The sequence below is a fragment of the Streptomyces sp. NPDC001880 genome (assembly GCF_053594575.1).
In genome coordinates this window covers 183,224-196,140 of the sequence record NZ_JBSFET010000004.1, presented here as the reverse complement: position 1 = coordinate 196,140, position 12,917 = coordinate 183,224, and the positions used below count along the sequence as shown (strand labels likewise).

Here is a 12,917-nt window from a genome sequence, read left to right as displayed (position 1 = left end):
CCGCAGCCAGTGCAGGTGCGCGGCCGAGTGGTAGGCCTTGTCGGCGCGGAGCCTGCCCGGACGGCGTCGGCGCGGACCGCGCCGGGAGCGGGTCGCGGGTATACCCAGGACCAGCGGCAGTAGCGCCTGGCTGTCGTGGACGTTGGCGCCGGAGACGCCCAGGGCCAGGGGTAGGCCCTGAGCGTCGGACAGCACATGCAGCTTGCTGCCCTTCTTGCCCCGGTCGACCGGATTGCGCCCGGTCAAAGATCCCCTTTTTTCGCGCGGACGGAGGCCGCATCCACGATCGCCGAGGTCCAGTCCACCTCGCCGCGAGCGCCGAGCTCGTCCAGCACGGCCTGGTGCAGGCGCCGCCACAGCCCGTCCTTCGTCCACGCGGAGAACCGGCGGTGCGCGGTGGCCGGCGAGATGCCGAACGTCTCAGGCAGATGCCGCCAGGCGCAGCCGCTGGTCAGCACGTACACCACGGCGGTGAACGCCGACCGTTCATCCACCGGTGCCGTCCCGCCACCCTGCGGACGCGACGCAAACGATGGCAGCAACGGAGCGACGAGCGACCAGAGTTCGTCAGGGACCAGCCGTTGAGACAGATCAACACCCATGGCACGGCATCATGCCGTACAACCTGACGCCACGTGAGACAAGCTCTTACTTTGACTGGCATTGCTGCTGTCCCATGTCTGTGAGAAGTCCCTCTGGCCGGCGGCGGACGCGGGGCCTGCACTGCTGAAAATGGGCATGGAAAGCCGCCCGCCGTGCACCCTATCGGCTGTTAGATGGTCGAGACGCCCCGATGGTTGCCCGCTCCGGCACAGCGTGATTCTGCCGACAGTGTGCGGATTCCGCCCGAGGAGTCCCGCGAAATTCTGTATACGTGCGCGGTCGCGCGGATGAACGGCCGGTGCGGCGGAACCGCCGATCCGCGGTACCCGGGCGCGGTGCCGTTGCCCGCCCGGCCGGGATCACGGGGCCGACGGGGCGTGGTCCAGAGGGCGGAACGCACAGGCGCCGTTCTCGCCGCTCGCGTAGATTGCGGGGGCTGGGCGAGGCCGAATCATTGGGGATGGACGTGTCAGGGGCAAGGCAGGGCGTCACAGAGGCCCGCAGGATCGTGGTCAAGGTCGGTTCCTCATCCCTCACCACTGCCGCGGGCGGCCTCGACGCGGACCGTGTCGACGCGCTCGTCGACGTACTGGCCAAGGTGAGAAGCGGCGGGGAGCGCGAGATCGTGCTCGTCTCCAGCGGCGCCATCGCGGCCGGGCTCGCCCCGCTCGGACTGCTGCGCCGCCCCAAGGACCTGGCCCGGCAACAGGCCGCCGCCAGCGTCGGCCAGGGACTGCTCGTCGCCCGCTACACCGCATCCTTCGCACGGTACGGCGTACGCGTCGGCCAGGTACTGCTCACCAGCAACGACACCAGCCGCCGCGCCCACTACCGCAACGCCTGCCGCACCCTCGACCAGCTCCTGGACATGGGCGCGCTCCCGGTCGTCAACGAGAACGACACCGTCGCCACCGACGAGATCCGGTTCGGCGACAACGACCGGCTCGCCGCGCTCGTCGCCCATCTCGTCCGCGCGGACCTGCTGGTCCTCCTCTCGGACGTGGACGGCCTCTACGACGGCGACCCCAGCACCCCGGGTGCCTCGCGGGTCGCCGAGGTGGCCGGCCCCGAGGATCTGGCGGGCGTCACCATCGGCAGCGCCGGGAAAGCGGGCGTCGGCACCGGCGGCATGGTCACCAAGGTCGAGGCCGCCCGGATCGCCACGGCCGCCGGCGTCCCCGTCGTCCTCACCTCGGCGAGCCGGGCCGCCGACGCCCTGGCCGGACGCGACACCGGTACGTACTTCCACCGCACCGGACGCCGCTCGGCGGACCGGCTGCTCTGGCTCGCCCACGCCTCGACCCCGCAGGGCTCACTGACCCTCGACGACGGGGCCGTGCGGGCCGTCGTCGACCGCCGCAGCTCGCTGCTGCCCGCCGGGATCGCCTCGGTCGAGGGCGAGTTCACCGCCGGTGACCCCGTGGAGCTGCGCGACCTCGAAGGCCGGCCCGTGGCCCGCGGACTCGTCAACTTCGACGCCAAGGAGATCCCGCAGCTGCTCGGCCGCTCCACCCGCGAACTGGCACGGGAGCTCGGTCCGGCCTACGAGCGCGAGGTCGTACACAGGGACGATCTGGTCGTACTGCACACCTGACAAACCCCTGAAACAGCTGAAAGTCCAGTCTCGGGGCAGAGACCTTCACGAAAACCGCCCCATCCCCGGCCTCGGACTGGTCAACTTTGTAACGGGGAAACAGCGGGGTACAGCACAGCAAACGCATTCACAGGAGGCCGCCGGTGAGACGAGCGCGCCCGGGGGCGCCGCCCCGAGGAACGGGTGGCCGGGCCCTGACCAGCGTCGGAGCAGGTGCCGGCTTTGACGGGAGCCGGACCACGGAGCGAGGGGACGACCGGACCACCCGGCCCGAGCAGACAATGGTCAAGGAGGAACGCACCCCGTCGAAGCTGTGGCACATCACGCTCAGCGTCTCGGGGGCCGACACTCCCCTGAAGGAGGTCAGACGCGGACTCGAACAGCTCGCGCACGACCATCCCTTCCTGCTGACCAGCCGGTACGCCAACGACCACGCGGAGATCCGCTACTGGGAAGAGGCCCGCGATCTGCACGACGCGGCGGCCGTCGCGCTGCGGCTGTGGGGCGAGCACCGCTCCACAGCCAGGCTTCCGCCCTGGGAGATCGTCGGCCTGGAGGTCATCGACCGCGAGACGTACCACCAGCGTGTCGCCGAGGGGTACGGGCCGCCCCCGGCCGCTCCGGTCGGAGTGCACCCGTACTGAGCGGGCAACCGCGCTCGGAACAGTCGTCCCGAGCGCGGTTGTCTCGCATCACGGGATAAGTGACGGATGCCCGCAGTGTGCGCACTACCCTGCGGGCATGACCACGTTCTCGCCGTACGACAACATGTCCCCGATCGCCCAGGCCGCCTACCGGGCACGCTCCGCCGCGGCCGACATCGCGCCGCTGCCGCGTGCGGCGAAGGACGACGCCTTGCTCGCGATCGCGGACGCGCTGGAGGTGCGGACGAGCGAGATCGTCACGGCCAACGCCGAGGACGTCGCCCGCGCCCGCGAGGCCGGGACCAGCGAGTCGATCATCGACCGGCTCACCCTCACCCCGGAGCGGATCCGCGCCATGGCCGCCGATGTGCGGGACGTGGCGGCGCTGCCCGACCCGGTCGGCGAGGTCGTCCGCGGCTCGACCCTGCCCAACGGCATCGACCTGCGACAGGTCCGGGTGCCGCTCGGCGTGGTCGGGATCATCTACGAGGCCCGGCCCAATGTGACGGTCGACGCCGCGGCCCTCTGCCTGAAGTCGGGCAACGCGGTCCTGCTGCGCGGCTCGTCCTCGGCGTACTCCTCCAACGTCGCGCTCGTACGGGTGCTGCGCGACGCGGTCGGCGGCTCCGGGCTCCCGGCCGACGCGGTGCAGCTGGTCCCGGGCGAGAGCCGTGACTCGGTACGGGAACTGATGCGGGCCCGCGGCCTGGTCGACGTGCTCATCCCGCGCGGCGGCGCCTCGCTCATCCGTACGGTGGTCGAGGAATCCACCGTGCCGGTCATCGAGACCGGCACCGGCAACTGCCATGTGTACGTGGACGCGCAGACCGACCTCGACATGGCCGTGGACATCCTGATCAACTCCAAGGCGCAGCGCCCGAGCGTCTGCAACGCCGCCGAGACGCTCCTGGTCCACAAGGACATCGCCGCGCAGTTCCTGCCGCGCGCTCTGGACGCGCTGGCCGACGCGGGCGTGACCGTGCACGGCGACGAGCGGGTGCTCGCGTACGCCGAGGGATCCAAGGCCACCGTGGTGGCGGCGACGCCGGAGGACTGGGAGACCGAGTACCTCTCCTACGACATCGCCGCGGCCGTGGTGGAGTCGCTGGACGCGGCCGTCGCGCACATCCGGCTCTGGTCCTCGGGCCACACCGAGGCGATCGTGACCACCTCCCAGGCCGCGGCCCGCCGCTTCACCCAGCTGGTGGACTCCACGACGGTGGCCGTGAACGCGTCCACCCGCTTCACCGACGGCGGTCAGTTCGGCTTCGGCGCCGAGATCGGAATCTCCACGCAGAAGCTGCACGCCAGGGGTCCGATGGGCCTGCCGGAGCTCACCTCGACGAAGTACGTCGTCACGGGCGACGGCCATGTGCGGTGACCTCCCGGGGCCGGTGAATGTTGCGGGCTCCCTGCCCAGAACGTGCCGGCGGGGCTAACCTGGACCCGTGCCGGACGACGTGGGGGGCAGGCCGTTCCCGGACGGCTGGGAGCCCGACGACGACCGCGGGGGCGCGGACGAGGACCTCGCCTCCGTGGTGTTCGACGAGGACTTCGTACGGGCCGCCGAGATCCACGAGCCGACCGCCGTCGAGCGGCTGCTGGCGGCGGCCCAGGCACGCGCCGAGGCCGAAGCCTCCCGGTCGCGGTCGGGCGGCGGCCCCCTCGACGACGACCTCTACGAAGAGGGGTACGGCCCCGGCGCGTACGGCCGTGAGGGCGCCTTCGGCGACCCGCTGGACCTCGACGACGACGGGTACGGCCGCGGCCCCTACGGGCGCCACGGCGGTGCTCTGCGGCCCTACCGGGGCGCCGCGCGCTGGCACCGGCCGGTGGCCTGGCTCCTCGCCGTACTGATGGGCATCGGCATGGTCGCGCTGGCCTTCAGCGCCGTCTACCGCAACTCCTCGGGCAGCCGCCAGGACCCCGGCCCGCCGCCCGCCACAACCGGCGTGGACAGCGTTCCCGGTACCGTCCCCGACGCCACTCCACCGGCCGCCACGGGCTATCCGCGCCCCACGGTGTCCGCGATCCCCCGCACGGGCTGAGAAGCGCGCCGGGCTCCTGCCCGTCCGCGTACGCCCGGATACGTCCCGCTCCCGCCGTATTCCCCTTTTTTGTATGCCCCGAAGGCGTGCCCTTGGGCTCCTGCGGAACTTCCGGCCGGTTCTTCCGCAGCTCTCCCTCGGTTCTCTCGCGGCTGGGCGTTTACCCCGGTCCCGATCGACCTACCCTGAAGGTGTGACCCCTTTCGTCGAGAGGGCTTCTCACTTGTCCGTACATGCGCAGTCGTACGACGTCATACGAGTTCATGACGGGCGGGCCCTGTCCGAAGCCATTCGGCCGAAGCAGAGCGAAGCGTTACGGCCCCGGCCGGTGACGTGGAGTCGGGAGAAGTCATGGCAGACCGCGGAGAACCACCAGAAGGCCCGTCCGAGAGCCCGGCGGGCGGCGGTGAGGACGAGTACCGCTCGCTCGTCTTCGACGAGTCGTTCGTGCGCGCTGCCCGGCTGCAGGAATTCTCCGCCCAGGAGCGCATGGGGGACCACGCCCCGGCCGTACGCAGACTGCCCTCCCGGCACCTGCGCCACGGCCCCAAAGCAGTCATCGCCCTGGTGATCCTGATTGCCCTGGCCTTCGGAATGGCCGTCTACACGGGCCTTCGACACCCCTACGAGGCTCCCGTCGGCAAACGGGCCGAGCCGCTGAGATCGACCGTCGTACCCCTGGTTCCCCAGGGCGCCGTACCGGGCGGAACTGCGGACGCCCTCCTTGCGAAGAGCCCGGCAGCACACTTCGAAACAGGTGACGCAGGCATCAATCTGCCGGCGGTCAGACGGACGGACAACTTCTCGGACAGCCAGGTGGCGACCGCCCTGACCACCGCCAAGGACTATCTCGTCGCCTCCTCGCTCGACCCCGACGTGCTCACCGGCGCAGCGGTGCGCCCGGTGGAACTGCTGCTGGATCGGGATCAGACGGTCCAGTTCGAGCAGAGCATGAGCCGGCCGCAGGACGACGGCCGGCATGCCGCGACCGGGTGGCTGGTGCGGTTCGACCCGGCGAAGGTGGTACTGGCCGCTCCGGACATCAAGGTCCGCGGCACCCTGAGCTACGCCGAGGAAGGGTCCGACACGCTGGAGGTGGTGTCGGACCACACCTTCACCTACACGCTCCGCCCGGCCGTCGCAGGGCCCCAACAGGAGGGCAGAGCCTCCCTCTTCACCGTGCGGCGCGAGCTGCACTTCCGCTTCGACCGGGATGACCTGCGGCTGCACCGGCTGGAGCTGCGCACCAGCTACGTCCAGGCCGGACCGCAGGCGTGCCCGGCGGACAGCACCGGCGCGCTGCGGCCGCTGCTCGCCGGGCAGCGCGCCGTCCCCCGCGGCCCTGCGGGCACCGACCCGTACGCGACGGACCGGCCCACGGGTGGGCTCTGCGGAACCCTGGCGATCAGCTCCCCGCCGGCCCCGACTCAGTCCCCGGCCCTTCAGGGTTCCCCGGCTCATCCTGCCTCGCAGAGTCCCCGGAGCCGTTCGTAGCGCCGCCCTTGCCGGCCGAGCTCCCGCCCTGGCCGGTGAACTTGTCGCGGAGCTTGCCGCCCAGGTCCCCGGCGCCCCCCGCTATGTCGCCGACCAGCTTCATCAGCGGGTCCTTGCTGGAGCGCACCGAGTCCGCGTAGTGGGCCGCGGACTCCCGGAAGGAGTCGGTCACCGAGGTGTCCTTGTCCTCGTCGCGCCGCGGGTAGTGACCGTCCATGATCCGCTGGTAGTCCCGGGTCTCCGACCACTTCTTCAGCTCGGCCGCGCGTACCGTGGTGAACGGGTGCGAGCGGGGCAGCAGGTTGAGGATCTTGAGCACAGAGTCGCGCAGATCGCCGCCCTTCTCGTACTCGTCGGCCTGGGCGAGGAAGGCGTCCACATTCATCTCGTGCAGATGATTGCCGCCCGCGATCTTCATCAGACCGCGCATCGAGGCCTTCAGATCCTGGCCGACGAGCAGCCCGGCCCGGTCGGCCGACAGCTCGGACTTGCGGAACCACTCGCGCAGCGCCGTCACGATCGCCATGATCGCGACATTGCCGAGCGGGATCCAGGCGACCTTCAGCGCGATGTTGGTGAGGAACAACAGGATCGTGCGGTACACCGCGTGGCCGGAGAGCGCGTGTCCCACCTCGTGGCCGATGACGGCCCGCATCTCCTCCTCGTCGAGCAGCTCCACCAGCCCCGTCGTCACCACGATGATCGGCTCGTCGAGGCCGATGCACATGGCGTTGGGCTGCGGGTCCTGGTTGACGTACATCGGTGGGACCTTTTCCAGGTCCAGGATGTAACAGGCGTCCCGAAGCATGTCGTTGAGATGGGCGAACTGGGCGTCGCTCACCCGGACGGAGTCGGAGAGGAAGAGCAGTCGCAGACTGCGCTCGGGCAGCAGGCCACTCAGAGTCTTGAACACGGTGTCGAAACCGCTCAGCTTGCGCAGGGCCACCAGGGCCGAGCGGTCCGCCGGGTGTTCGTAGGCCCGGGACGAGATGCCCGCGAAACGCCTGCGCTGCCTGCTCGGCACGTTCTCGTGGCTGTCGTGGCTGCGGTCGGTCATGAATGGGCCCCCTGTTCGTACGAGATGTCGCTCGCCCCCTGACAGATCCCAGCCTAGGTGCTGGGGCTACGGTGTGCGGGGGGCTGTGGATAACTGAGGAGACGCCCGACATGCCGCAAACCGTTGCTCTGCTCGCCGCCGCGTCCGAAGAGCAGGGGCCCGGCAACACGCTTCGCCTCGTGCTGCTCGCCTCGCTCGTCGGCGCCGTGCTGCTCGCCTGGTTCCTGCTCCGCGGATACCGCAACGACGACAACGACTGAGTCGGCGTGAGCGTGCCCGGGGCTCCCGCATACGATGTGCGCGATGTCTTCCTTCCGACTCCCGATCGATAGGTCCTGCCGAAGATGAGCCTCACGAGCACCGCGCACCAGCTGGTCACTCTCGCCTCCGAGGGCGGCGAGCAGGGTGGCAACCACGAAAGCCTCAGCCCGTATCTCACCGGGGGCGGTGCGTTCGTCGCGCTGATGCTCCTGCTCTGGATCACCACTCGCTTCAACCGCGACCGCTGAGGCGAAGGCGTACAGCTGTGCCAGTAGGCTCTGCACGCATGGGAGAGCAGGAAGTGCCTACCGGCCGCGGAAAGCGCCGAATCGGCGTGATGGGCGGGACGTTTGACCCGATTCATCATGGACACCTGGTGGCGGCCAGCGAAGTGGCCGCCCAGTTCCACCTCGACGAGGTGATCTTCGTTCCGACCGGGCAGCCGTGGCAGAAGAGCCACAAGCACGTCTCCCCGGCCGAAGACCGTTATCTGATGACCGTCATCGCGACGGCGTCCAACCCTCAGTTCTCCGTCAGCCGGAGCGACATCGACCGCAGCGGGCCCACGTACACCATCGATACGCTGCGGGACCTGCGCGCGATCCACGGCGATGCGGACCTCTTCTTCATCACCGGTGCCGACGCGCTCTCCCAGATCCTCACCTGGCGGGACGCCGACGAACTGTTCTCGCTCGCCCACTTCATCGGTGTGACGCGGCCGGGGCACGTGCTCACGGACCCCGGGCTGCCGGAGGGCGGGGTCTCCCTCGTGGAGGTTCCTGCACTCGCGATCTCGTCCACGGACTGCCGTGAGAGGGTCGCGCAGGGGGATCCGGTCTGGTACTTGGTGCCGGACGGTGTGGTCCGCTACATCGACAAGCGCCAGCTGTACCGCGGCGAATGAGCGACGCAGAGGGGCACCGGTGAACGACCGACAGAACCCGTACGACCCGTACTACCAGCAGCAGCCGCAGATCATCGGCTACGACGAGTACGGGCAGCCGGTGTACCAGCAGCCGCAGCAGGTCGAGCCGCAGGCGTACGACCCGTACGCGCCGCAGGCCCAGCAGCCTCAGCAGGCCGGTCAGGGGTACGGCTACGACCCGTACGCCCAGCTCCAGACCCATCCGCAGCAGCCGCAGGCGTACGACCCGTATGCGCCCCAGCAGCCCCAACAGCAGGCATACGTCGGCTACGACGCATACGGCTACGACACCGGCGGGCAGCCCGCCGGTGTCGACACCGCCCAGCAGTGGAACATCCCGCAGCAGGCTGCCGCACAGCCGTCCCCGCCCGTGCCCGCTGCGGCCGAGCCGGAACCCGCGCCCGCGCCCGTGCCGGACGCCGGGGCGGAGCCGGACGCGGCCGTTCCCGGGCAGCGCCGCGCCGACCGCGACTACCGCACCGAGCAGTTCTCCTTCATCGAGGAGCCCGACGAGGACTCCGAAGACGTCATCGACTGGCTGAAGTTCACCGAGAGCCGCAGTGAGCGGCGCGAGGAGGCACGGCGTCGCGGCCGCAACCGCATGGTCGCGCTCATAGTCGTGGTGGCCCTGGTCGTGGTCGGCGGTGTCGGCTACCTCTGGTCCGCCGGAATGATCCCGGGTCTGTCCGGCTCGGACAAGGACAGCACGGCGTCGACGGGCCCGCAGAAGCGGGACGTCATCGTGGTCCATCTGCACAACACCAAGCAGGGCGGCACCTCCACGGCGCTGCTCGTCGACAATGTGACGACCAAACAGGGCACCACGGTCCTGCTCCCCAACTCGCTCGCGGTCGCCGACGAGGACGGCAAGGCGACGACCCTCGGCAAGTCCGTCAAGGACGACGGCACCACCGGCACCCGCGAGTCCATCGGCACGCTGCTCGGCACCGACATCAGCGGCACATGGCGGCTCGACACCCCGTACCTGGAGACCCTTGTCGACCTGGTCGGCAGCATCGAGGTCGACACCGACACCGATGTGCCGGACCAGAAGAAGGATGCCGCCCCCCTGGTGAAGAAGGGCGAGGCACAGACCCTGAGCGGCCGGATGGCCGTCGCGTATGCCACCTACCGGGGGCCTGGCGAGGACGAGACGAAGCAGCTCACGCGGTTCGGGGAGGTCATGCGCGGCGTGCTGCGGAAGATCTCGGACGACCCGAAGGCCGCCACGGTCACCGTGCAGACGCTGGCGCAGATCCTCGACCCCTCGCTTCCTGAGAAGGACCTGGGAGCCTCCCTGGCGAAGCTCGCCCAGCACGCCAAGATGGGCGACTACAAGACGACAGTGCTGCCGGTCCAGGCCGACGGATCACTCACCGACGCCGCCACCGAGAGCGTCGTCAAGGACATCCTGGGCGGCTCGGTCAAGGCTCCGGGCGCCGGCGCGGACGCACCGGTGCGGGTCGGCGTCAAGAACGCCACCGGGGACACGGACGGCACGGGGTCCGCGCAGGTCAAGCTGGTCAACGGCGGCTACACCTTCGTCGGCGGCGGAACGGCCGAGACCGTGGCGCTGTCCGAGGTCGTCTACAGGAGCGCGGCGGACAAGGAGAAGGCGACGCAGGTCGCCAAGACCCTGGGCCTGCCGACGGAGGCGGTGAAACAGGGCAAGCCCGCCGCGAACGCGGATGTGTCCGTTCTGCTCGGCCAGGACTACAAGATCAAGTGACCCGCGTCCGGCCGCCCGGATGATGTCGATTCGATCTTCGGACAATCGCTGCGTGGGCTGTCGGCGGTCCGTGAGACCCTAGAGGTTGATCTGACCGCCGACGAAAGCCTGCATGTGACCGCCACGGACCGCTCCATCGAGCTCATCAATGCCGCCGCCCAGGCGGCCGCCGACCGGCTCGCGCACGACATCATCGCGTACGACGTCAGCGACGTGCTGTCGATCACGGACGCCTTCCTGCTGGCCTCGGCCCCCAACGACCGCCAGGTCAAGTCGATCGTCGACGAGATCGAGGAGCGGCTCCAGAAGGAGCTCGGCGCCAAGCCGGTACGCCGCGAGGGCGACCGCGACGCGCGCTGGATCCTCCTCGACTACGTCGACGTCGTCATCCACGTCCAGCACAGCGAGGAGCGTGTCTTCTACGCGCTGGAGCGCCTCTGGAAGGACTGCCCCGAGATCCCGCTTCCCGAGGATGCCGTCAAGACCCGCGGCAGGGCCGAGGAGCACGCCCGGCTCACCGGCAGCACGGAAGGTGAGCAGAGCTGAACGGCAGCCCGAGCGGCAGGGGCCGCAGGATCGTCCTCTGGCGCCACGGCCAGACTGCCTGGAACCTGGAGCGCAGGTTCCAGGGCTCCACGGACATCGCGCTCACCGAGGCCGGAGTCGGACAGGCCCGGCGGGCCGCCCGGCTGCTGGCCTCACTGAAGCCGGACGCGATCGTCGCCTCGGACCTGCAGCGGGCGACGGCCACCGCCGCCGAGCTCGCCGCGATCACCGGCCTCGAAGTCGCGCACGACGCGGGACTGCGCGAGACCTACGCGGGCGCCTGGCAGGGCCTCACCCACGAGGAGATCATCGGGCAGTACGGCGAGCAGTACGCCGCGTGGAAGCGCGGCGAGGCCGTACGGCGCGGCGGCGGTGAGCTGGAGACCGAGGTTGCCGACCGGGCTGCCCCGGTCGTGCTCGGACACGCCGACAAGCTGCCCGAGAACGGCACGCTCGTCGTGGTCAGCCACGGCGGCACCATCCGCACCACCATCGGCCGCCTGCTGGGCCTGGAGGCGCATCACTGGGAAGGGCTCGGCGGGCTCTCCAACTGCTGCTGGTCGGTGCTGGGCGAGGGCGCGCGAGGCTGGCGCCTGCTGGAGCACAACGCCGGCACACTGCCCGAGCCGGTGCTCGGCGACGACACCTGAAGGCTGTCCGGCGGACGCCGGTCGGACGGCCCGAGGGGCCTCCCGGCCGGATTTCACTTTCTGGCAGGTCACAGGCTAAAGTTCTTCTTGTTCGCAGCGCGGAAACGCAAGAAACACAGTGAACAATGGGGCTATAGCTCAGTTGGTAGAGCGCCTGCATGGCATGCAGGAGGTCAGGAGTTCAATTCTCCTTAGCTCCACATCAAGATCCCGTCCCCGACAGGGGGCGGGATCTTTGCGTTCAGCCTTCACGGCATCGCCGCAACGCGGCCACGCGGACTCGCCCGTGTGGCGCTCGTACGCGCCCCGCAGCGTGGCCACCATGATCGGCAACTCCTGCGTACGGCGGACGACGGGGCAGGCCTCCTCGGACGCTGTGAACAGCGTCCACAGCACGTTGCGTATCCCGTTCCCGCGATCTCGGGACGGCGAACAGGTCGCGAACTCGGTTCCTCCGGCGCCGGGTTGCAGCTCGTCGTGGCCGGTTACACCATCACGTACGCGGTGCTGCTCATCACCGGCGTCAGGCTCGCGGCCCGGGCCCGCGGGCTCGACCCGCCGGGGCTGTTGCTGCTCGCCGCCGCCGCCGTCACCCTGCTCACCGTCCCCCTGGTGCTCGGGCAGGAGCTGGGGTGGCGGCCTGGTCCCGGGTCTGCCTGGCCGCCTCCGCAGGGTTCTTCGCCGGTTTCGCCGGATACGAGTCACGGCTGGCCGCGCGCGGTGGTGCGCCCCTGATCGTGCCCGGGTTACTGCGCGTTCCCGGCATCGCCCGAGCGGCGCTGCGCATTCTTCTGGTGACGGCGATCAACGCGGGCTTCCTTTTTTGCGATGACGCTGCACGTCCAGGGAGGCCTGGGATACTCGCCGTTGCGTGCGGGGCTGATGTTCGCGCCGACCGCGTTGGTGTTCGGTGTGGCCGGACTGACCTGGCGACGGTGGCCCGCCCGGCTCCAAGGAGCTCTGGTGCCGGGCGGGTTCGTGCTCGTGGCCGCCGCCTCCGTGGCTGTCGGGCTGCTGATGCGCGGCGGCAGCAACGGCGGGCCCGCGCTGTATGCGGCCTTCGCGGTAATGGGTGTCGGGATGGCGCTGGGCTTCAGACCCACCCTCACGAGGGCGTTGGCGGACGTACGTCCCAAGGACGCGGCCGACGCGAGCGGCGTACTGGTGACGGTCACCCAGCTCGGTCAGCTGACCGGGGTCGCCGCGTTCGGCACGCTCTACCTCAACCACCTTGACGCACAAGGGGCGCAGGGGTTGGGGCACGCGTTGTGGGTATGCGCCCTCGCGCTCCTCGTTGCCGCGACGGCAGGGGCTGCGGCGGGTCTCGTACGGCGTCGGTGAACGGCCGGAACTCCAGCGGGCTTCC

At 70.1% G+C, this 12,917-nt stretch carries 16 protein-coding genes and 1 tRNA gene; 14 read left to right on the top strand and 3 right to left on the bottom strand.

From position 1 onward, the window contains the following. The coding region (locus ACWCQ6_RS04485; protein WP_451085328.1) for a transposase at positions 1 to 246 on the bottom strand (246 nt) is incomplete at its 3' end. Further along, on the bottom strand, positions 243 to 602 hold the full coding sequence (locus tag ACWCQ6_RS04480; RefSeq protein ID WP_451085327.1) for a transposase: 360 nt from the start codon (positions 600 to 602) through the stop codon (positions 243 to 245). The genes ACWCQ6_RS04485 and ACWCQ6_RS04480, both read right to left, overlap by 4 nt. A gap of 509 nt (positions 603 to 1,111) precedes the next feature. Between ACWCQ6_RS04480 and proB the strand changes: the two genes are divergently transcribed. From proB to ACWCQ6_RS04455, 5 genes are all read left to right on the top strand, one after another. After that, the gene (gene proB, locus ACWCQ6_RS04475) at positions 1,112 to 2,197 is read left to right on the top strand and encodes a glutamate 5-kinase (RefSeq protein WP_451085349.1); all 1,086 of its coding nucleotides are present in this window, start codon (positions 1,112 to 1,114) and stop codon (positions 2,195 to 2,197) included. Between the two features lie 143 nt (positions 2,198 to 2,340). Beyond that, positions 2,341 to 2,841 carry a hypothetical protein gene (locus ACWCQ6_RS04470; RefSeq protein ID WP_451085325.1) on the top strand — a complete coding sequence of 167 codons (501 nt, stop codon included), beginning with the start codon at positions 2,341 to 2,343 and terminating at the stop codon, positions 2,839 to 2,841. Between the two features lie 97 nt (positions 2,842 to 2,938). Further along, on the top strand, positions 2,939 to 4,222 hold the full coding sequence (locus tag ACWCQ6_RS04465) for a glutamate-5-semialdehyde dehydrogenase (protein WP_451085323.1): 1,284 nt from the start codon (positions 2,939 to 2,941) through the stop codon (positions 4,220 to 4,222). A gap of 67 nt (positions 4,223 to 4,289) precedes the next feature. After that, positions 4,290 to 4,889, top strand: a complete 600-nt coding sequence (locus ACWCQ6_RS04460) for an SCO2584 family spore wall biosynthesis protein (RefSeq protein WP_451085321.1) — start codon at positions 4,290 to 4,292, stop codon at positions 4,887 to 4,889. A gap of 351 nt (positions 4,890 to 5,240) precedes the next feature. Continuing rightward, positions 5,241 to 6,383 carry an SCO2583 family membrane protein gene (locus tag ACWCQ6_RS04455; protein WP_451085319.1) on the top strand — a complete coding sequence of 381 codons (1,143 nt, stop codon included), beginning with the start codon at positions 5,241 to 5,243 and terminating at the stop codon, positions 6,381 to 6,383. On the opposite strand, the gene ACWCQ6_RS04450 is transcribed toward ACWCQ6_RS04455, so the two are convergent. After that, positions 6,295 to 7,440, bottom strand: a complete 1,146-nt coding sequence (locus tag ACWCQ6_RS04450; RefSeq protein WP_451085317.1) for a M48 family metallopeptidase — start codon at positions 7,438 to 7,440, stop codon at positions 6,295 to 6,297. The genes ACWCQ6_RS04455 and ACWCQ6_RS04450 overlap by 89 nt on opposite strands. Positions 7,441 to 7,550: 110 nt before the next feature. On the opposite strand from ACWCQ6_RS04450, the gene ACWCQ6_RS04445 reads away from it, so the two are divergent. From ACWCQ6_RS04445 to ACWCQ6_RS04405, 9 genes are all read left to right on the top strand, one after another. Then, complete coding sequence (locus tag ACWCQ6_RS04445) at positions 7,551 to 7,700, top strand: hypothetical protein (protein ID WP_451085315.1); 150 nt, start codon at positions 7,551 to 7,553, stop codon at positions 7,698 to 7,700. 84 nt (positions 7,701 to 7,784) lie between these two features. Further along, a complete protein-coding gene (locus tag ACWCQ6_RS04440; RefSeq protein ID WP_189541543.1) occupies positions 7,785 to 7,949 on the top strand; it encodes a hypothetical protein in 165 nt (54 codons plus the stop codon). Between the two features lie 38 nt (positions 7,950 to 7,987). After that, positions 7,988 to 8,605, top strand: a complete 618-nt coding sequence (gene nadD, locus ACWCQ6_RS04435) for a nicotinate-nucleotide adenylyltransferase (protein WP_451085313.1) — start codon at positions 7,988 to 7,990, stop codon at positions 8,603 to 8,605. 19 nt (positions 8,606 to 8,624) lie between these two features. After that, entirely contained in the window at positions 8,625 to 10,355 is a 1,731-nt protein-coding gene (locus tag ACWCQ6_RS04430; RefSeq protein WP_451085311.1) for an LCP family protein, read from the top strand. 114 nt (positions 10,356 to 10,469) lie between these two features. Continuing rightward, positions 10,470 to 10,901 (top strand): ribosome silencing factor, encoded by a 432-nt coding sequence (rsfS, locus tag ACWCQ6_RS04425; RefSeq protein ID WP_451085309.1) that lies wholly within the window; start codon positions 10,470 to 10,472, stop codon positions 10,899 to 10,901. Further along, positions 10,898 to 11,551, top strand: coding sequence for a histidine phosphatase family protein (locus ACWCQ6_RS04420; RefSeq protein ID WP_451085348.1), 654 nt, complete (start codon positions 10,898 to 10,900; stop codon positions 11,549 to 11,551). The genes rsfS and ACWCQ6_RS04420 overlap by 4 nt, the downstream gene beginning before the upstream one ends. 127 nt (positions 11,552 to 11,678) lie before the next feature. Next, positions 11,679 to 11,751: transfer RNA gene (locus tag ACWCQ6_RS04415), tRNA-Ala, on the top strand. 265 nt (positions 11,752 to 12,016) lie between these two features. Then, positions 12,017 to 12,286, top strand: a complete 270-nt coding sequence (locus ACWCQ6_RS04410) for a hypothetical protein (protein ID WP_451085307.1) — start codon at positions 12,017 to 12,019, stop codon at positions 12,284 to 12,286. Between the two features lie 93 nt (positions 12,287 to 12,379). Further along, positions 12,380 to 12,892, top strand: a complete 513-nt coding sequence (locus ACWCQ6_RS04405; RefSeq protein ID WP_451085305.1) for a hypothetical protein — start codon at positions 12,380 to 12,382, stop codon at positions 12,890 to 12,892. Positions 12,893 to 12,917 lie beyond the last annotated feature (25 nt).